At 30.0% G+C, this 24,995-nt stretch carries 19 protein-coding genes and 1 tRNA gene; 6 read left to right on the top strand and 14 right to left on the bottom strand.

The features are described from left to right. Positions 1–50: 50 nt before the first annotated feature. Positions 51–1,214, bottom strand: a complete 1,164-nt coding sequence (locus ASJ80_RS03180) for a polysaccharide pyruvyl transferase family protein (RefSeq protein WP_069582568.1) — start codon at positions 1,212–1,214, stop codon at positions 51–53. Between the two features lie 275 nt (positions 1,215–1,489). Between ASJ80_RS03180 and ASJ80_RS03175 the strand changes: the two genes are divergently transcribed. Further along, complete coding sequence (locus ASJ80_RS03175; protein WP_069582570.1) at positions 1,490–3,148, top strand: cytidylyltransferase domain-containing protein; 1,659 nt, start codon at positions 1,490–1,492, stop codon at positions 3,146–3,148. Further along, positions 3,129–4,187 carry an N-acetylneuraminate synthase family protein gene (locus tag ASJ80_RS03170; protein WP_069582572.1) on the top strand — a complete coding sequence of 353 codons (1,059 nt, stop codon included), beginning with the start codon at positions 3,129–3,131 and terminating at the stop codon, positions 4,185–4,187. Before ASJ80_RS03175 ends, ASJ80_RS03170 begins: the two co-directional genes overlap by 20 nt. A 244-nt stretch (positions 4,188–4,431) precedes the next feature. On the opposite strand, the gene ASJ80_RS03165 is transcribed toward ASJ80_RS03170, so the two are convergent. The 11 genes from ASJ80_RS03165 to ASJ80_RS03110 all read right to left on the bottom strand — a co-directional run bounded on the left by ASJ80_RS03165 (position 4,432) and on the right by ASJ80_RS03110 (position 20,054). Further along, positions 4,432–5,877 carry an oligosaccharide flippase family protein gene (locus tag ASJ80_RS03165; protein ID WP_069582574.1) on the bottom strand — a complete coding sequence of 482 codons (1,446 nt, stop codon included), beginning with the start codon at positions 5,875–5,877 and terminating at the stop codon, positions 4,432–4,434. A gap of 113 nt (positions 5,878–5,990) precedes the next feature. Then, complete coding sequence (locus ASJ80_RS03160) at positions 5,991–7,802, bottom strand: CDP-glycerol glycerophosphotransferase family protein (protein WP_069582576.1); 1,812 nt, start codon at positions 7,800–7,802, stop codon at positions 5,991–5,993. 36 nt (positions 7,803–7,838) lie between these two features. Further along, complete coding sequence (locus tag ASJ80_RS03155) at positions 7,839–9,011, bottom strand: glycosyltransferase family 4 protein (RefSeq protein WP_069582578.1); 1,173 nt, start codon at positions 9,009–9,011, stop codon at positions 7,839–7,841. Between the two features lie 104 nt (positions 9,012–9,115). Beyond that, the gene (locus ASJ80_RS03150) at positions 9,116–10,273 is read right to left on the bottom strand and encodes a glycosyltransferase family 4 protein (protein WP_069582580.1); all 1,158 of its coding nucleotides are present in this window, start codon (positions 10,271–10,273) and stop codon (positions 9,116–9,118) included. Continuing rightward, entirely contained in the window at positions 10,264–12,369 is a 2,106-nt protein-coding gene (locus ASJ80_RS03145; protein ID WP_069582582.1) for a DUF2206 domain-containing protein, read from the bottom strand. Before ASJ80_RS03145 ends, ASJ80_RS03150 begins: the two co-directional genes overlap by 10 nt. Positions 12,370–12,447: 78 nt before the next feature. After that, entirely contained in the window at positions 12,448–13,641 is a 1,194-nt protein-coding gene (locus tag ASJ80_RS03140; RefSeq protein WP_069582584.1) for a glycosyltransferase family 4 protein, read from the bottom strand. Further along, complete coding sequence (locus tag ASJ80_RS03135) at positions 13,638–14,756, bottom strand: glycosyltransferase family 4 protein (RefSeq protein WP_069582586.1); 1,119 nt, start codon at positions 14,754–14,756, stop codon at positions 13,638–13,640. The genes ASJ80_RS03140 and ASJ80_RS03135 overlap by 4 nt, the downstream gene beginning before the upstream one ends. Before the next feature lie 52 nt (positions 14,757–14,808). Next, complete coding sequence (locus tag ASJ80_RS03130; protein WP_069582588.1) at positions 14,809–15,936, bottom strand: glycosyltransferase family 4 protein; 1,128 nt, start codon at positions 15,934–15,936, stop codon at positions 14,809–14,811. A gap of 435 nt (positions 15,937–16,371) precedes the next feature. Next, entirely contained in the window at positions 16,372–17,496 is a 1,125-nt protein-coding gene (locus ASJ80_RS03125) for a glycosyltransferase family 2 protein (RefSeq protein ID WP_069582590.1), read from the bottom strand. A gap of 149 nt (positions 17,497–17,645) precedes the next feature. Next, complete coding sequence (gene galU, locus ASJ80_RS03120) at positions 17,646–18,491, bottom strand: UTP--glucose-1-phosphate uridylyltransferase GalU (RefSeq protein WP_069582592.1); 846 nt, start codon at positions 18,489–18,491, stop codon at positions 17,646–17,648. A 1,266-nt stretch (positions 18,492–19,757) separates the two neighbouring features. Further along, positions 19,758–20,054: a DUF167 family protein gene (locus ASJ80_RS03110; RefSeq protein ID WP_069582596.1), complete on the bottom strand. Its 297-nt coding sequence runs from the start codon at positions 20,052–20,054 to the stop codon at positions 19,758–19,760. Between the two features lie 472 nt (positions 20,055–20,526). On the opposite strand from ASJ80_RS03110, the gene ASJ80_RS03105 reads away from it, so the two are divergent. Then, positions 20,527–20,610, top strand: a tRNA-Leu gene (locus ASJ80_RS03105). A 267-nt stretch (positions 20,611–20,877) separates the two neighbouring features. Here ASJ80_RS03105 and ASJ80_RS03100 read toward each other — a convergent pair. Together ASJ80_RS03100 and ASJ80_RS03095 are read right to left on the bottom strand one after the other, a co-directional pair. Continuing rightward, on the bottom strand, positions 20,878–21,189 hold the full coding sequence (locus ASJ80_RS03100) for a helix-turn-helix domain-containing protein (RefSeq protein WP_069582599.1): 312 nt from the start codon (positions 21,187–21,189) through the stop codon (positions 20,878–20,880). Positions 21,190–21,338: 149 nt separating this feature from the next. Continuing rightward, positions 21,339–21,752: a DUF371 domain-containing protein gene (locus ASJ80_RS03095; protein ID WP_069582601.1), complete on the bottom strand. Its 414-nt coding sequence runs from the start codon at positions 21,750–21,752 to the stop codon at positions 21,339–21,341. Positions 21,753–22,566: 814 nt separating this feature from the next. On the opposite strand from ASJ80_RS03095, the gene ASJ80_RS03090 reads away from it, so the two are divergent. From ASJ80_RS03090 to ASJ80_RS03080, 3 genes are all read left to right on the top strand, one after another. Continuing rightward, positions 22,567–22,758 carry a hypothetical protein gene (locus ASJ80_RS03090; RefSeq protein WP_069582603.1) on the top strand — a complete coding sequence of 64 codons (192 nt, stop codon included), beginning with the start codon at positions 22,567–22,569 and terminating at the stop codon, positions 22,756–22,758. A 534-nt stretch (positions 22,759–23,292) separates the two neighbouring features. Beyond that, on the top strand, positions 23,293–23,688 hold the full coding sequence (locus ASJ80_RS03085; protein WP_069582605.1) for a hypothetical protein: 396 nt from the start codon (positions 23,293–23,295) through the stop codon (positions 23,686–23,688). Positions 23,689–23,745: 57 nt separating this feature from the next. Next, positions 23,746–24,168: a GIY-YIG nuclease family protein gene (locus tag ASJ80_RS03080; protein WP_069582609.1), complete on the top strand. Its 423-nt coding sequence runs from the start codon at positions 23,746–23,748 to the stop codon at positions 24,166–24,168. The last annotated feature ends 827 nt before the right edge of the window (positions 24,169–24,995 follow it).

The following is a 24,995-nucleotide window of genomic DNA, read 5'->3' as shown; positions in this document are numbered from 1 at the left end:
ATAATGAAATTCTTTCAAAACTTCAAGAAGCCCTGAAAATAATCATTGAATCAAGGTTTTTCTGTAATTTTTTGTGATGCAGAGGTGGAGGTTTTAATGATACTGTCCTCCTCAGGAATGGCCTGTACTTCACCATATGTTGAATCCATGAATTTTTCTACATCCAGTAAAAACATACTCATTTCCTTAAAATAATTAGTAATTGTTTTATCAGATTTAATAACCCTATTTTTAACTAATGTGACATCTTTTAATTCTTTTGAGACCAACTTTACCAATTCAATGATTCCTGAAAAAGAAAAATTAATATTAAAGTCATTATTAATAGTTTTCAGGAAGGCACTTGTCCTGTTATCTACATTAAAAAGATAAGAAGGTTTTCCATTAGATAAAAAATGAATATTACAGTGAAGACGAGTTCCAATATGGATATCTGAAAATTTAATCTCTTTTATCTCATCTAAACTTCTCTTTGAAGCATCTACCCTTTTAATTCCAAATAAATTACTGTATGCACAGATTAGATTAATCATTGAATTAAATCCATGTTGCAAAACTAAGTAGCTTTCATTGTCAATTTTGTTAAATTTAAAGACCATTTTCACGTAAGAAATGAAAAACAGGATCAATAAAAAATCTTTAAAGGTAAATAAAATATCAGTAAATGAATGTATATCCATTTTAATGTTGGGAATGGTCAAAGAGACTTTTAACTTTTCTCCTTTTTTAATATTAAATTCATTATTAAACCCTATATTATCTAAATCAAATAATGCAGGACAACCAGTTAGCCTAGCATCAATACCCAAGTGTTTTAACAACGAATAAGTCTGTTCATCCCTGACTGAAATCAAATTAGAACTTTCATATATATCTCTCCAAAAATTCAATGATTCATCAGTGAAATATTCGTCGATGTCCCCATAAGGTTCACCAGATACACCAATACCTAAAGCTACAACCGGTATTTTTTTATCATCAAGATATTCTTTAATCCTCATGGAGTGCACATGCATATTCCTGGAAATAATAGGGCCGCCCAAAATTATCAAGGCATCAAAATTACCTTTAAATGGTTTCCATCTTTTAATATGTACCAATTCAAATTTAGAACCCAAATATTTATTTAATAGTTTAGTGCCCCTCTTACATATTAAATAATCTCCCCCATTTAAAATTGCACCATGTAATAAACCTATTCTTTTAATGCCCATATTACCTACTCATAGTTTTTTAATATTAATTTCAGAATATATGTAATAATTATGTGTTATTTTTTTAATAATTCCTTTATTTATCCTCTATTTTTTAATATCTCTATTATTTGCTCTTAGTTTAAATAATTATGCCAAAAAATTATAAATTTTAGTTTAAATAGGTAATTATAAATCTTTCATTGATAAACTTAGTATCAGTTTACGTCAGGTGATTGTACAAAACATTATGCATACTGATTATGAGTTACATCTAATTCACATTTGGTGATTATATGAAGATACTAGGAATAATACCCGCAAGGGGCGGAAGTAAAGGCATTAAAAGAAAAAATTTAAGGATACTCAATAGAAAACCACTGATTTATTATCAAATTAAAAATGCTCTTGAAAGTAAGTTCATCGATGACATAGTCGTTACTTCAGATAGTGACGAAATTTTAAATTATGCATCCAGTTTACATGTTCATTTAAGAAAACGCCCTGAATCGTTAGCAGATGATATTACCACTTTAGATCCAGTAATATATGATGCTTTAGAATATACAGAACTTAACAATAAAAAGGAATATGACATTGTAATAACACTTCAACCAACTTCACCATTAATGTCACCAGTATCTTTAGATAAAGCTATTGAAAAGTTTATGGATGAAAACATAGATACTCTCCTGCCTGTAGTTGATGCTACACACCTTTACTGGAAAAAAGATAACGATAAGTTATCTCCAGATTACGAAACTAGACTAAACAGACAGTGGCTTCCTAAAAAATATAAAGAGGCAGGAGCTTTTCTAATAACCAGAAGAGAATTTGTCAAAAAAAATTCAAGATTTGGTAAAAATATTGATATCTTTATTTTAGAAGAAACAGAAGGGCTGGACATTGATACAGAAATGGATTTTTTAATTGCAGAGACTGCCATAAAACGTTTGAAAATTACATTTATTGTTAATGGAAATAATGATATAGGGATGGGCCATGTTTACAGGACTTTAACACTTGCCGATGGACTTTTAGGCCATGATATACTATTTATAATGACAGATAGTGGTAAAACATCAATTAATTTAATTAAAGAAAGAGGATATAATGTTATAAATACCAAAAAAGATTCACTATTTAACTTATTAGCTGATATAAATCCAAATATAATAATTAATGATATTTTAGATACCAAGTTTGATTACATTAATAAGTTAAAGGACTCTGGATTTTTTGTAGTTAATTTTGAGGATTTAGGAGATGGATCAGATAACGCCCACTTGGTATTTAATGCATTATATGAAAAAACCAATCCTAATCCAAACCATAGATTTGGATACGAATATGAATGTTTAAACGAAAAATTCCTTTTAAATGAACCTATTAAATTTAAAAAGGTTCCAAAAACATTGCTTACAACTTTCGGCGGTGTAGATCAATGCAATATGACTTCAAAGTTATTAAATTTAAGTTCTGAAATATTTAATCAAACTCCTTTAGAGAAAATAATCGTTATTTTAGGAGGGGGCTACAAACATAATATCGATCTATATCAAATAGATTCACGTATTGAAATCCATCAACAAGTTGATAATATGCCTGAATTAATGAAAAAAGCTGATATTGCAGTAACATCCAACGGCAGAACTATCTATGAACTGACATCCATGGGTATCCCCACCATAAGTATTGCACAAAATGATAGAGAAACACTTCATTTATTTGCACGTTATAATAAAGGAATTAAATACTTAGGAATATCATGTACCGTTACTGATGAAGATATACTAAATTCTATAAAGGCCATTTCATACGATGCCAATTTAAGAGGGAAAATGTACCATAAGCAGCTCAAGTCATCTGCAGTAATAAAAAATGGACTGACTAAAATTATCGATGAGATTTCTTCAAATTACTGGAAGTGGAAACATGAAAAAAATCAAAATTAACCCTACTGATATCTTTAAAAAGCCTTATATTATCTCCGAAGTTGGAGTTAACCATGAAGGTGATCTAGATAAAGCAAAACAAATGATTGAAGAAGTTGCAAATGCAGGAGGAGATGCTGTTAAGTTCCAGGCTTACAAAGCAGAAACACTGGCTTCTAAATATTCTCCTGCATACTGGGATACAGAAAAGGAAAAAACAAAATCCCAGTATGAACTATTTAAAAAACACGATACATTCTGGAAATCTGAATTTGAAGAATTAGCAGACTACTGTAAAGAATATGACGTTGATTTTTTAGCTACACCCTTTGATATTGAAAGTACAGATTTTTTAGAACCATTGATGCCTTCCTATAAAATAGCTTCAGCAGATATTACAAATAAGCCATTTTTAGAATATATTGCTCTAAAGGGTAAACCTATACTCTTATCTACTGGGGCTTCAACCATATCTGAAATATGGAGGGCTGTAGAATGGATCAAAAATAAAGGAAATAGTCAGATAGTTTTACTTCACTGTGTTCTAAACTACCCTACTGATTATAAAGACGCTAATCTTGGAATGATTAACCATATGAAGGAAATTTTCTCGGATTTTGTTATTGGTTATTCAGACCATACTTTACCAGAATACACAAATGATGTTTTAACTACCGCATGGCATTTAGGCGCTATGGTCCTTGAGAAACATTATACCTGGAATAAAAAACTGCCTGGAAATGATCATTACCATGCCATGGATTATAATGATCTAAAAAGTTTTGTAGAAAAAATTGAACTTAATAGGGAAATATTAGGGCAGTTTAATAAAAATTATTTAGAAAGTGAAGAAAACTCACGTAAATACGCCCGAAGAAGTTTAGTTGCTAAAAAATCCATTCCAAAGGGCAAAATAATTGAAAAAAAGGACATAACATGGAAAAGACCAGGTACTGGTATTCCCCCATGGATGATGGGCCATTTAATTGGAGGTAAAGCTTTAGAGGACATTAAAGAAGATGAAATATTGAAATTTGACAAGATCAAATTCACGGACTAACTATTTACAGAACATAATAACATTTCTTTACTCAAGTCTGGAATATTGTGCAAACGTTACTTCTATACTTTATTTACGCTCATGCTGGAATATTATACAAACGTTACTACCAAATAAATTGGAATTTTTTAAACAAACTCAACTTAAATTGAGCAATACAATTTAACATGCCCTAAAATTATGCACATGATCTGGACATGAGCATTCTTTTAAATTACTTATTTTTAAGCGAACTAATCTAAATTTAATTTTTTACCATTTTTTTGAAAAAGTCAAGTTCATCAGGGGAAATACCTTTTAACAGAAGGATGACCAGCAGATAAACCACTGAACATACCCCAACAGTAACCACTATCCCAATAAAAGATACTGGATTTATAAACAGAAGGACAAATGACATCAATACAGATGCAGATATGCTTTTTAATATAAATATAAAGTCAAAGTTCAGTTTAATGAATTTCAGTGAATAAAAAGATGTGATTAAACAAACGAATACGTAAGCGATCAATGTCGTAATTCCTGCTGCTATTATACCGAAAAACGGCACCAGTATTATATTTAAAACAACATTAAGAACACCTGCCGCTATCCACCTGGAGCCTATAACCTTTGTTTTCTTTTCCAGTAACAAAATTTGAGTAATTATTCCTTGAACACCGTAAATAAGTGCGCCCAAAGCAACGAATGGAGTTATTACATAACCATTTTGAGCTATTGCCTGTGTAGCTAATACATTAAGCAATGGTTTTGATAAAATAGATAAACCAAAAACAGCAGGTATTGCTATCAACAGGAAATATTTAATAGAATAGTCCATATGTTTTCTTACTTCATCTATCTTATTATTATCATAATAAGAGGATAGTAAAGAAGGTAAAAGAAGAGTAAATGGGGCTGAAAACATCATTATTATGTTACCTAAAGTGTAACCTGGAGAATAGTAACCAACAAATGCAGTCCCCAGGAAAATGCCTATTATAGTACGATCACTTAAATCCACAAGCCAGCTTGAAAAATTACCTGGAACAGTAGGTAACCCAAACGATATGTATTCCCTTAAATTTTCAAATTTAGGGAATTTAAATCCAATTTCATGGATTACAAATGCCATTACAATTAAAAATACGATAAACTGTGAAATAACATATCCAAGCACTGCCCCTGTAGCTTGATATCCTGAATATACAAAGAATGCTACCATGGCAACTCCAAGATAAGTCTGTGCCAGCTGAAGTATTGAATATACTTTCATTTGTTGGAATGTTCTAAAAAAGGTAAAGAAAGAAACACTCATAACACTTATCACAGTACCTACCGCCAGCAATATAGAAACACTGGTGTTGCCATCAAAGAGAACCAATGCAATCTGATTTGAAAATAATAGGAGTATTCCCAATGCAATTAAACCTACAAATAAGGTCATGAATATAATTGAGTAAAATCCTTCTTTTATATCTTCTTTTTCTGTTTTAACCGGTAAATATCTGACCATTGTATAAGGCAGGCCTAAATTTATAAATAAAGGTATAAAAGAGAGATAAGTATTGAACAGGTTCCATATACCTAAATTTTGAATCGTTAAATTTTTGGCCAAAATAGGTAGCAGGATAAGTGTGCTTAAACTTATAAATATATTTGTTACGCCCACTAAACCAATTCTCTGTACAAAAAGTTTGTATTCTTTCAAAAGCTCACCGTGAATAAGATTCTATTATTCCAATATGTATATTCATTATTTTTAAATCTGAATTTTATTTATATTAATGATCTGTAACTTCCTAAAAAATCTTTATTTGAGTTTTAATCTTCAATCATTTTGATTATAGCATCACAGATTCGCTCTGATGCTTTTCCGTCTTGAAGATATGCATAATTATAAACAAATCTCTTACGATTCTCTGCAAGTTCATCTCGTATTTTATCATTGTATAAGCTATCATTAATTTTTGATTTAAGATCTTTTAAGTTTTTAACCTCTAGTGCAACTCCACTTTCAATGTAAACTATTTTTTGGTTATATAAATTCACACAAACCATTGGTTTTCCTAAAATAGCGGCTTCCAGGCCAACAGTAGAGAATAGATTTATAAGAATATCTGCATCCAGCAGCAAATCAATTATATTATCAGCGCTGTCTTTAACGCTGATTTTTTGTGAAAACTGTTTTGTAATTGATTTATAATAATCAGTATTCTCACTAGGATGGGGTTTAACAATTAACCTTATATTATCTGTTTTTTCTAACATTAAAGCAATTTCATTTATTATCCTGGAGTTCAAATTACCAGGCAGAGGTTGAGTTGCAAACAGCAGGGTTTTAATATTATCGTTATCTACAGGTTTTAAATGATTTTTTAACTTATGTATCAGTGGATCATATTTGGGAGATCCTGTAACTTCCATCTGGTCACCAGATGCACCGGCTTCAAGGAGGGCGGGTTTTGTTGATTCACCCCATACAAATATTTTATTTGAGATGGGAGCTGCCATAGCTTTGTCAATTCTATATACGCCATGTTGAATTTCAACTATAGGAACACACTCATGTTTAGCATAGAGTAAATCAGCTCTTACAGAAGAAGGTCCTCGATCATCCCCTACAACTATTAAATCAGGCTTTATATCATTAAGAATGTCTTTAAAATTTTTCAGGTGCCCCAGTACATTTAATTTATTTTTGTTTGAAAGATAAAGATCATCTCTTAATAAAGGCCATAAATTTATTCCATTGTAATCAAAGATTTTTGAACTTTCTACTCGTGAAATATATTGTTTTAACGTTCCATTTAATTTATTACACTTTATTTTTGGAAGTTTAATTTTTGAAAATGAATGTTTAGATTTATACCTATTTATATCTTCATCTTTAGCCAGTAAATAGACATTATAACCCTTTTTCAAAAGGAGTTCCATTACAGGAAATACAATATCCAGATGGTTAGCATAAGGCGTGTCAAATAAAATATTGGGAGAATTTTCATTTAAATTATCAACAGAATAAAAATTAATTGTTTCTATGTTATTTCTGCTATATCCTCCATATTTAACTCTATCCATGACTTTTCTCTTAGTTTTACCATAAAATGAATATATAGAATCAGATTTCAGCCCTAAACCTTCACATATTATCCCCAAAGCCTTTCCATCAGGAGAGTATGGATTTTCAAAAAATATTTTATCTACTTCTTCTTTAGAAATTATAGACTCAAAAACCTGCACTTTTTCAAAAAGAGTCCTTACTATATCTATAGTCTCAGTTTCTGTAGCTTCACCTATATTAACACCATTGAAACTTAATTCTTCATTTTTATCCAATTTATACCAATTTTGCGCGATATAAACACTCTTTTTTTTTGAAAGTTCCTTCTGGTCTGGATTCAAAAGATCTTTACCCATCAAATTACAACTAAACCCAATATCACTTAATATTTTAAATGTTCCTGAATCCTGTAAAAATATGTCAATATCATAATTCTTTTTGATTTTATTTAAAAAAGGCAAAATAAACAGTTTGACTTCAAAAGATCTGATATTTTTTTCTACTGAAACCGTTAATTTTGTTCTAGCTGCTTGACCAGGTTCTAGAAAAACCATTGCTTTACCTTTTTTCATTTAATTACCTCACTATAAATATAAAGTTGTAAATGCCTAAACTATTTTATCATACAGATCGTTCAGTTTTTGTCCAATACTGTCCCAACCATACTCTTTTTCTGCCATTTGTTTACCATTACTACCTATTCTTTTTCTTTCTTCTTTATTTTCTATTAAATAATTTATAGCTTCAATAAAATGAGTATTTATATCCTCAACAATGACTGCATGCTCATAGTTAACGGCATTTATACCTTCCATACCTTTATCTGTGCTTACAATAGGTAAACCTACGCCCATATAATCAAGTATCTTCAATTTAGTCCCTGCACCATGTAAAATAGGAACTATAGCTATATCCGAACTTTTAAGGAGAGAATATATATCTTCTACAAAACCAATGAGTTTTAGTCCTTCATTTTTAGAGGATACAGGAACACCAACACCTGCAATAACAAATTCAACTTTATCCAATTGTTTTCTAAATTCAGGATAAATTTTATCCTTTATTAAATTAATTGCTTCATAGTTAGGGAGATGTTCATAGGATCCATGGAAAACAATTGATATTTTATTTTTATCCAGCCCAAAAATCTCTTTATTTCTAGAGGATTTCAAAATTTTAGTAAAATCAGTCCCATTATGGATTACTTTAATTTTATCCTTGCTTGATTTATAATTACTAACCATGGATTCTTTGTCTGAATTACTCACGCAGACTACAATATCTGATAACTTAACTGCGCACCTTTCAATTAACTTTGTATAAGGATATATCAAATTAAATATCATCACTTTAAAAAAACCAGATTCCTTTAAATTCCTGTGATAATCCCTAAGATCTTTTTGCATTCCCGCCTCATAATTATGGGAACTGTAAACAACCTTCGCTTTTTTTCCAAATAGTTTATTTATTATATTTACAGCAGTTGCACCCCACGGTAATTCAACATGGACGAGGTCTGTATCTTTTTTTAAAAGTAACTTAATAATTTTAAAGATAAAAAATGGATTTAAATCAGCGAAAACCGAGAGATCTCTCCCTAATATGTTTCCAGTGTAGTTAAAGATTTCAAATTCGCCAGTATTTTCTTTATTATCCTGCGGCTGTAAAACAGTTATATTATGCCCTGCATTTTGAAGCTGTTTTGCTAGATTATAGCTCCTATTAGCGCCTCCTCCCTGTGGTCTAGTTAAATCTCCCGGAAAAGTTATTAATATGTTCATTTTTGTCCTCACTGTTCTAAATTTTAGATCTTATCTTTAACATAGTTAACATTAATTACAATTTTTTACAGAAATCTTAAATGCTTTTAATTAAAAGAATCAATTTATTTATTTATCACATAATTTACAGCATTTTGAAAGCCTTTAACCATATTCCAATATCTAAATCTTTCTTCGATTATCTGTTTTGATTTATATCCCATTTTTTCTTTTAAATCTGGATCAGATAAAACACCAGCAATAGTTTTATATAAAGATTCTACATCTCTTTCAGGTACTATAAATCCATTTTCCCCATTTTTTATCATATCAAACGCAGCCCCTACTGCATCTGTTGCAATTACAGGTTTTCCGAAGTACATTGCTTCATTTAAAATGAAAACCCATGGATCCCCCATTTCATAAGTTATAGACGGCACCACACACACATCACAAAGTGCATAATAAGCAGGCAAATCTTCATTTCCTATTTGACCTGTGAAATAGATATCATCAATACCCAGGGAAATAGATTCAAGTTGAGACCTGCAATTACCATCCCCCACTATTACTAGAACAATATCTTTTCTTTGTTTATGGAGCTTTTTAAATGATTTAATTAAATATTCAACTCCTTTTCTTTTAACCAGCCTACCTACATATAAAACTACTTTTTTATTTTTTAATTTTAGTTTTTCTTTTAAAAATTCCTTTTTTTCTAAATAATCACTTTTACATTCCATATTACTAACATTAGGCATCAAAAATGTTTTCGATGGAGAAGATCCAAGTGAAATAAAATATTCCATGTGTTTAGTGCCTGGCACAATGACAGCATCAGAATTTCTAATAATTAATTTAATTAAAGGAGTTATCATGGATTTTTTAAATGATTCAACTCCCCATGCCCAGTCTTCTCTCCATATTACAAATTTTTTTCTTCTAAGTTTTGCAACCATAAAATAAAAGGTAGTTTCAAATAATTCAGAAAGCGTATCCCAGCTTCCTCCCACTAATATATCATAATCTCCAAACGATTCCTTTATTGCACCAAAAGCTATATTAAAATGATTTTTAAGGACAGTGTAATTTACATCGTTCATGCCTTCAATTTCATCAGGTATTTCAACATTATATATCTCTTTGGAGGCCTGCATGTGGGTGAAAATAAATTTAATATTATAAATTTCACTCAATTTTTTGAAAAATGGTTTTCTATACCACATTACAGTATTATGGATAAAAAGAATCTTTATATCCTTTAAATTGTTATTTATTTCCAAATTTCTGCCCCTCCATTATCATAAATTTTACTTTTTCCTGCTAAAAATGCGAAATCACTGATATTTCTAGGATTAGTAGAGGATAAATAGATAATATGCTTATTGATATTAACATAATTAAGATAAACATATCCACCTGCTTTTTTATTTAAAATAGGGGTTCCTCCAAATCCAAGCATTAATCTCATGTATCCTGTCGCATCAGCTTGTATCCCTAGATCTGTCACCCTATACTGATTTAGCCAGGACGCTGCAACTACTTCCTGATCATAGACATAATATTCATCCCTGAGCTCTCCATTATGTTCATAAAATGGTGAATAGGGAATACCATAAAAATGGTACTGCAGGTAGGTGCCACAAGTGAAAAGTGATATTAAAAGTACTAAAATTATAACTATACCATATTTTGGTTTTTTAATAAGTTTAGCAAATTTAATGCAACCTATAATAAAAATAGGCGCTAAAAATACGGCTAATTGTAAGAATAACCTTTGAGGGCCATATGCATTTGAAACATATGGTAAAATAACAAACAATACTAAGAGCAGGACCGAAATTATAGCTCCTAATAGATAGCCGTTTCCAAATTTCTTTTTAAATTCACTGTAATTTTTAATTATAAATATTAAACCTACACCAATCATGACAAAAATTAGGTTATTTACAATTACACTTATAAAATTAGGTAAAGACTGAATTCCTATACCTAAAATACTTAAAACAGCGCTATTTCGAATGGAAGAACCACCCGCATTTAACTGCAAACTACTTACTGTACTTCCTATAACCGCGCTTCCTGCTTCAAACTGAACTTTGGCAGCAAAAATGTACCATATAGCAGTTAAAATCAGAATAATGATAATTACATCAAAATTCTGGAAGGATACAAATCTTTGATTTGCTGCATCTTTTTTAGATTTAATTCTATCTTTTAAAACTTCAAACAAGCTCTTTAAAAACGGTAAAAGTAATATTGGGAATATTAAAACCAGAGCTATATATGCAGTGGTGTAATGTGAAACCATTGCTGAAATAATGAATAATATAAAAAATGCTTTTTTAATTGATTTATTGAAATCAGAGCCAAAAAATGCCCATACTGCCAGGAAAAAGAATAAAAATGCAATTTCTTGCCTTACAGTATCTAAAATTAGAATAAAATAAGTTTGAAATACAAAAAGAAGGGATGCACAAAAGGCATATTTGTTATCAAGATACTTTTGAAATATTATGTAAAGTGAAAGAGGAATAAATGAGCCTATAATTCCAAAAAACAATTTAAAGATATATTCGCTGTTTATGTTTGATAGAACTTTATAAATGACTGGAAGTATTGTAATACTTAAACAGGCATTATAAGGGTTGTTATAAGCTAGCAGATTCCAGTAATAATTTTTAAGGGCAAGTTGAAAAACATAGAACTCAATATGGACATCTCTTCCAGTTATATGGCTTGAAGTTAGGCCCCTCATTAAAAGCAAACTAAGGCTAACCATAAAAAGCGCGAAAGGATACACGCTGTTATCTACTCTATCCCTGAGATAAATAAGTACAACAATATAAACAGGGATCAAAAGCAGCATTGCAATTAAAATGATATTATTATTATTAGAAATATTCATTAAATAAGTACCGAATATGGCCATAAATGGAAATACAACTGCAAAAATAAATGGAGAAACCAGTTTATCCTTAAAATCAATATTTAAATTAAATAATTGAAAATCTTCCTTATTTCTGTAATAAGAGAGAAGTGCCAGTATTATTACCAGAAAATTGAGCGAAATAAGAACATGTTCTAATGATAAAGGTTCTGGTAAAATTGGATACATACAATTTAAAAATAACCCTGTAAATATCAATAAAGAAACACTCATTCCAACTGCTAAAACAGATCTTTTAAGAAAATTCAGTTTATTTAACCTGAATATCTGAATAACTAAGATTCCAGGGACAATTGTAAAAAATAAGAAGGGTAATGCTTCTCTTAAGAAACTAATACTTGTTAATATTATTATATCTATCAAAAAAAGGGTTGATATTACAATTATTAACCATCTTTTAGAACTTATGTTTTTAATTTCACCAAGCATTCGATTTCTCCTTATTATAAAGACATAACTATATGATTTAACACCTTCAGTTAAAACACACCATAAGATTAGATATATTTAGTTAGCTAAAATTAAGGATTCATATATTTCTATGAGTTTATTTATATGGTTTTCCATCGAGTATTTTTGTACAGATTTCAAAGCTCCATTTTCCAATTCTTTTAATTTAGAGGGATTCTCGATAACAGATTCCAGTATCTTCTCAAGTTCACCTGCATTTCCTGCCTCAAAAAGAAATCCATTATATCCATTTTCAATTAATTCAGGTATCCCACCTATTCTACTTCCTATTACAGGTGTTCCACACATTAAACTTTCATAAATCACCATTGGAGAGTTATCATACCATATTGACGGAACAACATTAATATTCGCATTTTTATAAAAATTTATAAGGTCGCTGCCAGTTTTAAAACCATGGAAAACGATCCTTTTATCTCCCTTTGCAATTTGCTTAAATTTATATTCATCATTGCCTTTTCCTACAATATGGAGAGTTATATTTTCATATTTTAAATTTTTAAAAGCATTTATTAATATATGAACTCCTTTATGTTCACTTAAAGCACCGACATATAAAATATCAATGGTAACATAGTCCTTATCTTCTTTTTTATCCTCTATTCCAATTCCCAATGGAACTTTAACAGTTTCAATATTTTCAAATAAGCCCTCTGATTTTAACTTATTAATTACAAATTTTGAAGGTGCAATGACCACATCCGGCTTATTATCCACCAGATTTTTTTGAATTTTGTTATATACACTACATAACGCGGAGGGAGTATCACAAATGTTTCCAGAGCTATTTAAAAGATTTGCTCTCATACATATCAATGAATAGTCATGCGCTGTGAAAACTAGAGGTAAATTTAATTTTTTAACCACTTGAAACGCTGATAAAGAAAATCCTTTAAAATTATGGATATGTACAATATCGGGGTTTTCACGTTCTAAAATCGATTTCAATATTTTATAAGCCTGAATATTCCATAAATCAATTGTATGCCATATTGGTTTCATAAAAGAATGTTTTTTAGGGTGGTCACACACTTTATAAACGTTTAATGGATTTACCCTGTAGACCTTAACACTATTTACAGTTTCCACAGTTTCTTCATCATAACTGGTGGTAATGACTACCACTTCATGACCTTTTATTGCCAGATTCTCAGCAACCTTTTCTACTACTACCTCTGCTCCGCCCAATATACACGGAGGATACAAGTTAGATATAAGACAGATCTTCATATTAACTCCCTATAAACTTTTTCAGCCATTTTAGCAATACCTGCCCATGTATACTTTTCTTCTACAAGTTTTCTTCCATTAATTCCCATTTTGAAGGAGGACTCTTTATTAGATAATATTTTAAGTATTGCATCTGCTAGTTTATCTACATCTTTAGGAGGTACGATAATCCCAGAATTACTTTCTTTGACATCATCTGCTACACCAACAATTTCTGTGCTTATCACTGGAGTTTCACATGCAAGCGCCTCAAGGGCAACGATACCAAAGCCTTCCTGTTTTGATGAGATTGAAGGCAGTATAAAAACACAGCATTTACTGTAATATTCTGCAATTTTTTCATCTGGAATAAAACCATGGAATTCAACATTGTCCCCTAAGCCCATTTCATTTACCATGTTGCGGTAATAATCCAGTAACTTACCTTTTCCACCAACTATTAATTTTACGTCTTCTATTTCAAGTTTTACTATTTTTAATGCATTTAATAAATAGTCCAGACCCTTATATTTGTGAAATTCGTCTAAAAGGCTCAGGAAAAATATGCTGTTTTCTTCTTTCTTTATATTGATAGGTTTGAATTTATCCACATCAACTCCATTGGGTATAACTTCAATCTTATCCCTATAATTTCCTAGATAAGGAGATGAATACATGTAATTAGGTTGAGTAATTATTATTTTATCTGCTTTGCCCAGCAACGATTTTAAAGCAGTGGAATTATAAAATCCAGCAATATAATTTGCAATACCATTCCCAATTATATCATTATGATAAGTAACAACTAAAGGCTTTTTTTTAAATTTAGAGATTACATTACTCCAATCAGCACTCCACGGAGTAGGTACATGGGTATGAATAACATCAAATTCTTCTTTTGACAGTGCAAAGGGCAATTGGGGCGTTATATTCGTATTTGCAATTTTACCAAAATAAGAAAGCCTTTTTATTTCGATGCCCCCAACAGATTCTTGTTTTTTTGAAACAGGTTCGTTTGCACAAATAACAGTGATATCATGACCTAATTTAACCAGTTCCTTTGATAAATAATATACATAATTTTCCACACCGCCTATAAACGGGTAAAACCTAACAGGCGTTTGAACTATCTTCATTTTATTCACTTCAACATTAAATTAATCAAAAAAGCATTATTTAGTCTTAATATTAACATTTATAAAATTCTTCCAGAGTATCTACTATTTTATCCCAATCATATTCCTTTGAAGTTTGAATACAACCATCCTGCATTTCTTTCTTTTTGTTAATCATGTTAATTATATTCTCTGCAATATCATCTTTAGAAAAACCAGATACAATTCCATTCTTATTATTAATTATAAGGTCAGATGCAGCATTCATTTTGTGGTCTACCACTACAACCGGAAGTCCACATGCATTCGCTTCAATTACAACTATTCCAAATCCTTCCCTTGTTGAAGGCAGAACAAAAACTTCAGAAGACTTCATGTAAGAAATTAAGTTATCATAATCTTTCATAAAATCCTTAAATTCAACATTATCCTGTATACTAAGTTCTTGTACCAGTTTCTCGAGTTTTGCCCTTTCTGGACCGTCGCCTATTATACAGCATTTTATATCCGGAATTTTCTCTTTTACATTAGAGATAGCCTTAATTAATATCTCTACATTTTTTTCTTTGATTAGCCTGCCTGCAAATATAACATCTGATTTTTCACCTGCAGGACATATTTTAGAGATATAATTAAAATCAATACCATTAGGAATAACTAATGATTTTTCAGAGGATTTAATTGCATTTAAATCAAATTTTGTTTTCTTGGAAACTGTTATAATCCTACCTGTAAGATTAACCATTACTTTTTCAACTAATTTGCCAAAAAATCCTGCTTTTCCAAGATATTCATACCAGTAATCATTCCATACTTCATGTAATGTAATTATAAGTGGAGAACCTCCAAATAAAGAATTTAACTTGGCTGTGAAGCATGAAAAGAAAGGAAATCCCTGGCAGTCAATAACATCAAACTTTTCCATTCCAAGTTTTGGAAGGAGACGCACTGCAAAATAGACAGCTTCATTTATAGATCTTCTTTCGCAATTATATAGATCCATAGGTTTGCAAACACCATGTAAGTGAATTCCTTCCATTTCAATATCTTTTTGCCCTTTTTCAGGCCACCACCAGCCGACACCATACCAGTGGACATCATGGCCCCTTTGAACAAGCCGTTTTGCCAGTTCATAGACTCTTTTTTCCGCCCCTCCAGTAATAAAAGGATAAACAGCATCATAAATAAAGGCAATTTTCATTTTCAATTCACAAACCTTCAAAACTTTGTTTTTGAATTCAGGAAATCTCCTTAGAGATTTCCTTCAACTTTAAATTTTTTTTTAAAAATTTAATGTTCGAAAAACCTCTCAAAAATTCGTAGAATTTTTGGAGCACTCAAACATGAAACATTCGAAAATGCGTAGCATTTTCGATGCATCAAAAATCTTTGATTTTTGACAGTGTTCGGTGCATCAAAAACCTTCGGTTTTTGAAGGCACGAAAATCTACGATTTTCGTAAGCTTCGGTTTTTCTCAACCTCAAAAATTTATCATTTTTGAGTTCAGGAAAACATAAAGATTTCAACTTAAAATCTTTGATGATTAATCTAAAAATGTGAAAATCCTTGATTTTTTTAGATTTTCAAGTAATGCATAATTTTGGCAGATGAATTGTAAATTCATCTAAACCTCAATTAATCGCCATAGTCGCTGTTTAACAGCAGCAAGCTCAAGAACATTCCGGAGAATATAGTCTGAATTCCCAATATGGATAATATCAGAGCCAGTGTAGCAAACTGAATCTCAGAGAGAGCTCCAAATCCAACTGCCTGCCAGCTGAAGAGTACCTTAAACCCTACAAGTACCCCACAGACTAAAAGAAGAATCCCTAAAAATAGTTCTCTTCCAAGTGAATGGTAATTAACGAATTTCTTTATTGTTCTAGAAGTTCCAGTGATTCCATTGACTATTCCAAATGCTCCAAATTGTATCCACGCCAGAAGCATTTGATATCCGATAATAAGCAGTAAACTGCCTAAAATTAAAGTGTGCCGCCGGGACTGGAATCCAAAAAGAACTCCAAGAGTTAAAGCTATACCTACAATCAATACTACTAAACCAGGACCTAAAAGAAACGGTGTAGGCCTGTAAAGCATCATAAACCTTAAGTGTCTCCAACCATCTGCAAAAGAACTTAACTTTGATTCACCTTCTCTAGGATAGTAAGTAATTGGAATTTCAGTCATTCTAACATTTTTTCTAGCGGCTTCAATTACCATCTCTGAAGCAAATTCCATTCCACTGCTTTTAAGGTTTAAATCATCAAGAACATCTTTTTTTATGGCCCTCATTCCACAATGAGCATCAGAAATTCCAGCTTTAAATAGAACATTTAAAACCCATGTAAGAAAAGGGTTACCTATATATCTGTGAAGTGCCGGCATGGCGCCCTCTTTTATATCTCCATTGAGCCTGGAGCCCATTACAAAATCAGCTTCTCCCTTCAAGATAGGTTGAATGAATTCATATGTCATTTCAAAAGGATATGTACCGTCTGCATCCCCCATTACAACTATATCCCCTTCTGCTTCAGAAAATCCTTTTAAATAAGCATTACCATATCCTCTCTTTTCTCCATATACCACTCTTGCTCCAGCTTCACGTGCTTCTGAAGCAGTGTTATCAGTTGATGCATTATCTACCACTACTATCTCAACATCAAGACCATTGCTCTTTAATTTTTCAACTGGAACCGATTTAACTGTTTTACCAACGATTCCTTCTTCATTTAATGCGGGGATAACAATCGAAATCTTCATAAAATCACTTAGTTTAATATCTTTCCACAATTTTTAAATCATAAATAATTCAGTATACTGTTCAATTTTTGATGGTATTGCTTATATAATTTGTTTATAATCAATAAAAAAAGAGATGTTAAATTAATAAAAATAATTAAAAACATCGATTATTTTAGAAGATTGCTTAAATGCTCCAGTAATTCCTTTTTAACATCCTCATCTTCCATTGCAATTTCAATTGAGCTTTTAAGCCAGTCCACTGTATTCCCAATATCATGGAGTTTACCATTGAATATACAACCGTAGCTTTCATCTAAATGCCTTAAAGCATCTGTAAGCTGGATTTCGCCACCGACGCCGGGTTCAACTTCATCAATATGATCAAAAATATCCGGAGTGAGTAAATATCTTCCTATAATTCCTAAATTGGAAGGTGCATCCGCTAATTTAGGTTTTTCAACCAGGTCTTCAATTTTATAAAGAGAATCATCAATTTTAGATCCCTTAATTATACCATATCTTTCTACTTTTTCATCAGGAACTTCTTCTATAGCAATCACTGAAGATTCGTACTTATCATAAACATTCATAAGCTGCTTTGTACAGGGAACTTTAGATTGAGCTATGGTATCTCCAAGCAAAACTGCAAAAGGATCGCCGTCGACGTGTTTTCTTGCACATGCTATTGCATCTCCAAGTCCCTTCTGCTTTTTTTGTCTTACATAATAAATATCAGCGAGCTCAGATATATACTCTACTTCCTTGAGATAATCAGTTTTTCCACCATTTTTAAGGAAGTATTCTAATTCAAAAGCTCTGTCAAAATGATCTTCAATGGATCGTTTACCTTTTCCTGTTATTATTAATATATCATCTATTCCTGAAGCTACAGCTTCTTCAACTACGTATTGTATTGTTGGTTTATTAAACACTGGGAGCATTTCTTTTGGTTGTGCTTTTGTGGCAGGTAAAAACCTTGTACCAAGTCCAGCAGCAGGTATCACCGCTTTCATAACTGTTCACCTATTAATTACATGTTAAAAGTTTAAATTCTTTAGTTATACATATTATACTTACATTCAAATGACTTATAAACTTTTTTGGTTTTTTTATAGATTTAATTTTCCACTGGTACTTTATTATTTATGGAATATATCTTTAAAACATTTATTTTATCATTTGTAACTTCAGTATATCCTAAAAACAGAGTTATTATATCCCATACTATATAAAAGTCAACATTATATTTTTCAATTTTATTGTAACTGGGAGCTAATGATATTCGTTTGCCTTAAATAGTTAGTTCCCAAATAATACAACAAATAGGTTCTATGTATTTTCTTATTGTCATGATTAACTGCTATATTCCCATGAATATTGTATTGATCTTCAATAAGATTCGCCATGTTATATATTTCCTTATCTGAATTAATATTTTCACTCAAAAACGACGCAGGCATCCATATAAATGAAAGTGCAAAACCCGCAAAACTATACTTTTCCAGGCAGTGAAAAAGCCATGTTTAAACAATTAATTAAGCAAATGACCCCATCATTAAAATTAATAAAATATATAATACCCCTAAATATCTCTCTTCAACTAAAATAGGAAGGTAACCTGCAGAAAATATAATTACAGTTAAAATAGGACATATTCTATTATCCTTTAATATCTTCTTAAATGGTTTAAAAAAACTAGTTTATATCTAACTCAAAATTTTATATTTTTTTACTCTAAAAAGCACTTAGCACTTCAGTAGATAAACTCAAGTGCAAAACAAATTAAGGCTAAAATCGGCAATGGAAGTGCCATCATATAATACTTTTTATCTGCACTAATTTTAGAGAAATACGTGATTAAAATCAGAGTTAACCCTAATAAAAACCATCCTGATGCGTTAAAATAGTATTTTGTATAGAACGCATATACAGCCATAATAAAAACTACAGCTACGATTAAATAATTTGTATTTTTACCTGTCATGTTTTATAACCTGTTTTTAAATAATTGCCACTATTTTATATTGTCACTTGAATATTACATTTAATATATTGTTTTAACTGATTTAAAGGGCATAATAGTAAAGTGAAATAAATTAGATAATTTTTGTTTTTAATATGAAATTAAATTGTTAATGATATAAAAATAACTCAACTTTTTAGATATATAATATTTGTTTTACCTAACCCCTATTTTATAGTGTAATAATCAGATGTTCTAGATTACTATCAAAATGATTTTGACGTTTACGAAACTATAATTTTGATAAGATACAGTACTATAAATTATATTTATCCTTTAGAATATGTAAAAATTCAGATTTAGAGAGATTATAAACTCTGAGAGTCTTATGATGGCTTTTCAGTCCTGAAATAATTTCAACTTGCGACCCTGTAAGACGTGAAAATTCATTTACTATTTCTTTATTAGCCTTACCCTTCTGCGGAACTGATTTTATTCTAATTTCTATTTTTTCTCGCCACTTATTGTAACCAATTATTTCAAACGTCTTTGATTTAGGAGAAACTTCTATATCTACTACTATTCCATCACGGGTTTCAGTTACAGCTTTCATAGCACTACCTTACATAACCATATTAATTATATATTTTAAATAACTTTTTAGGAACATTCATGTCCATATTATGTGCATGGTATACTTCATATGTTATATTGAAAAAAACAAAGTTGTTCCCAGGTTAATTTAAGTTTGAACTTGTTTTAATCCATTTATTTAATCAAAAATTACATAATAATTCAATAATAGTTGAACAACACTCTCAAGCATTAAGGAATTTATGTTCCATTTTTTAAACATTTTTATTAGTCAGAAAATAAAGTTCAATTTTAATTCACTTAAATTTTTTTCTGGGGAAACTCAAATACCAACGAGGATTTATTAAAAAAATACAAAGAAATAACCAACGGCACCATAAACGCTTTGAAAATATACAAAATAAGATGAAATCAGCAACGTAGAATCGAAACATTTATATAGTGAAACATAAATAAGATGATATGTTCTCTTGTTAGTTCAACATGAACAAGCAGGGGTGGTCGAGCGGTCAAAGGCGCTAGGTTGAGGGCCTAGTGAGTGAGTCTCTTCGCGGGTTCGAATCCCGTCCCCTGCACTTCAACATTTTCAGAGAAAAAATCCCTCACAAAATCAAAGATTTTTTGGGGCACGAAAATCTCCGATTTTCGACTGCCTCGCTCAAAAATAAAAAAAATTTTGAGCTATCAAAACTAAAGTTTTGATACTCCAAACATAAATGTTTAAGAGCTGTTAAGATCAGTAAATAAGTTGAATTCTACTTTTAATATATATTTTCCATAAAAAAACTAAAATAACTATTTTTTACTATAATTTTTAAATTAAGAAAAAATATAAATTAAAGTTAGTAATATTCCTTTTTAAAGCATTTATGACACCTGTAAACATGAATATGCTGAATATCCCCTTCAGGAGTTTCTTTAAGCTCTGTATCTTCATGTTCCATAGGTTCAAAGCAGTCTGTACATACTCTATTATTTACACAGCCCGTTTCAAAAAAATGCTCTTCAGTTACTATATTATCATTTTTAAGCTGCTTGAGCACTTCTAAAAGGGTTTCTTCATCGACCCCCAGAATATCCTCTATCTCGCAGAGATAATATTCATCGCCGTTGTCTTCTATGAATGATTTAACCTTTTCGTATATATGATCCAAATCGATCACCTGTTTTTAGCTTTGATTATAGCTATTGCTAAAATTACGCCTATTATTGCGCCTATTACTCCACCCAGTACTGCACCCATTATATTCATAAAAATCACTTTAAATTATCTGTTTAATTATTCAAGATAGTTTAACTTTTATTATTCTACCAATATTGTTACCTTTAAATCTTTTCCTTCCTTTAAATCCTCTACAAGCTCCCTTTTAAGGTCAACTGCAGCTTTGTCTGATTTTATCATCAAAGTACGGCTGCATTTAAACTCACTTTTTCTACATACCATATCTGTTGGATGATCCAGAGTAAGTTCTGGATGTCCATACCCGTTAATTTCATCCTTTACATTTTCTGTTTCAAGTTGAACTTTAATCCGTGTATTTTCATCTTTTATGGCTTTTCTAAGTTCTGAAGGAAGATCTACAAGCTTAGTTTTAGATGAAACCCCTACAATACAATCAGCCCTTATTCCTATTTCTTCATCCATAGTAACTTCAAATGTTGATCTATGGGCAGAAGTGACATTTTTATGTCCTTTAGCATAAAAAGTGTATTCCATATCATTTCTCCAATTATCATTCTTTTAAATTTAATTATTCTACTAAAACAAATCAGTTAGTTAATATTGATTAAAGACTATAAATAATTAAATATATTAATTTTAATTAAATTATAATTAAAAGTACAAAATTTAGCTTTCAGGAAGATTAATTTTATGCAGTTTTTTACCGATGCAACGAAAAATCGAAGTTAGCAAAAAACAAAGTTTTTTGCACATGAGAAACTATGTTTTTCTGCCCCAAACGCTTAGCGTTTGAGGGCTCCCCAAAATTCTATGAATTTTTGAGAGATTTTAAAAGTTTTTTAGGCTATGATTTATCTATCTCCAAAAACATTTTATACAGATAAAGAATCTAATGAAATGTTAGCTAAGGACCGTGACAAATTTCAGGCGCATTTTACATGGAATCTGGATGTCTTTGCCAGTTTTATAATAATTTTTATTGTTATCATTTAAACAACCAGTTACGCTTTTAAATTTTACCAGAAGATGAATATTTCCTGAAATTTAAAATCAGATCATTTAACAGGCCAGTAAATATTAAGCAAATTTAGAAAAAATAAGCTAATTTCTAAATTAAATAGATATTACTTATTTTAGCTTTTAAACCTGATATATTTCCAAAAAAAGTCATAAAACTTAACAATGTATAAATTAAAGCTTAAATCCTGTTAAATGATCTAAAATTTACCTGCCAAAATATTCACATAGCAATAATTCATCCTATAATAGGAAAAATCTAAATAATCCTTATGACAAATATTAGTACAACCAACAAAGTTGTCTAATATAGTCGTAGAGGTGAAACTAAATGGATGAAATTATTGATAGGGAAGTATCTAGTAAATTTTTAGATGATGCATATAAATGCAAACCCAATAATTTAGGGTTTTTACTTCAAAAAATAGAATATGAAATCCAGAATAGAGATCATGCAGACAGTATTCTTCTAAGGGCCAAAACAGTAGTGACCAGTAAAATTGCATTGATGAATAGTAAATAATACTTTTAATAGAATTTAAGATTTATCTTAATATTCAATTGATCTTATTCCTAAACTTCCCTCACAGATATGCTTTAAATTTCAATATAATTTGTAAACTTTACTTATTTTATTTAATCTTAAGTTAGACTCAATTAGTAATATATACTTTTTTTAATTTATTGGATTTTTAAATGATTGAATGAAAATTAACCAAATGAATTCTTTGTTCTCAGGGTTATAGATTTACATATGTAAAGGTTAATATTAATTAACCAGTAAAAAATTAACTGCGGCCTCAAAAATACAAATTCATTCACTAATTAACTGATACTTAATTAAAACTATTTGGACATAAAGTTTACAATTTTGATGTATACATTCAATTTAAGAAGAATTAATATCAATTTCAATAATTTTTAATGGCAGGATAGATCATTTTTTTTAATATCCAATATTATGAAAGGATACTCCTGTTAAAAATCATTTTTTTAAAATAATAAATAAGTATTAAACTGTTAGCATATTTATATTAGTTATTTCAAATAATTTAACATGCCCAAGATTGAAAAAAAAATACTGAAAGCCAAAGAATATGAAAGAATGGTTTCAAACTTGGATATAGAAAGCTTTGAATTAAAAACATCTTCTATTCTTGAAGCCAGAATGACTTTAATTGGTATAGAACGAATAGAAGAAAATTTGCTGGAAATAAGGCGGCAAGTTTCAGCAGATATGAGGGCAGTTAAATTGAAATATTTAAATTATGATTACAATAAATCTTCTCTTTTAGGGTCAATTAAAAGAACTAAAGTTTCATCTAAACGAAAATCAATTGATAAAAAATGTGATCGTGAACTTGGGCCCTATGAAAATGTATTATATATAATCGATGATTATCTTGAACAGATAAAAGATGTAAAAGATTATATAAGCAAAATTAAAGCATAACCTTAATTTATATAAGTCATAATTAAAACTAATTTTAAGCATAACTAAGGTGTTAAAATGGCAACATACTGTCTCATAATCCAATTAAGCCAAGATTCAACAATTAAAGTAGGAAAACTTGGTGAAATGGACTTTAAAAAGGGATACTATGTGTATGTAGGATCTGCACTTAATTCTATAGACAGCAGGGTACGAAGACATCTATCCAAAGAAAAAAAGTTGTTCTGGCATATCGACTACCTTTTAAACTCCCCAAATTCAGATGTAAAAGAAGTAATACTGGAAAGAAGCCCAGAAAAATGGGAGTGTGATGTTGCCATGGAAATTTCAAAGAAAGGAACATCCACTGACAAATTCGGCTGTTCTGACTGCAAGTGCAGTTCACATTTATTCTATTTTGAAAAGAAAAAAGCTGCAGAAAATGCATGTTTGTATTCATTTAAGAAATTAAAATTAGCTTTTGAAACAATAGAAAATTAATTCACGTTAAAAAAGAATTTTGGGATGGTTTAAATATATTTTGCTTAAAATCAAGTCAATTTAAATTTAACCACCTATTTCACACATCTTTATATTCAACATTTACGATTGTACTTTCTGGCACAAATTCACTAAAATGAAATTATAAATAAGTCAAAAATTAGTATTAAATTATCCATATACTAACCTTCCCTGACGTTGAGTGCCACCATTTAATGTCCCGGCGTATCCATTTACCTGAATAAAAAGAATAAAAAAATAGAGAAAAATACTTTTTTTCTAGTATTGAAAACACCAACAAACAATGAGTTGAAGGGCGAATTTTAATTTAAAGGGTAAACTATGAATATCAGAGACGATATTTCGCCCTTCGATTTCTTTATTAAATTTAATTTGTATCATATTTTGCGTTACTAAAAAAATAGGACTAAAATTCAGTTGCAATTATTTCTTTCATTTGAAACAATAAACGCATATGAAGTTTATAGAACTAATTATTCATAAATAATCGGATTAAAGACCAAATATCAATAAAATAGAGCATATATGACCAATATACTAAAATTATTAAATAATAGATGTATTTTTAGCTTTAATTATAATTAAAATGGATTATAAGACAAATTCAACCATAAAAAAGTTACTATGGACTAAATAAAACTTAGAAAATTATATATATGAAAACTAAATTTATAAAATAAATTAGGGGATAATTCATTGGAATAGGAAGAGGCGTTAATAACAAAAATTTTAGTTTTTGGTTATTTAATATTATTAATAACATTTATAACGTGATATGACTAGTAATGACTCTAAAATTTTTTTTT

Origin of the sequence: Methanobacterium bryantii, from assembly GCF_002287175.1 — an archaeon.
GTDB classification, from domain to species: Archaea; Methanobacteriota; Methanobacteria; order Methanobacteriales; family Methanobacteriaceae; genus Methanobacterium_D; species Methanobacterium_D bryantii.
The sequence above is the reverse complement of the archived record's forward strand: the minus strand, read 5'-3'. Positions and strand labels throughout refer to the sequence as shown.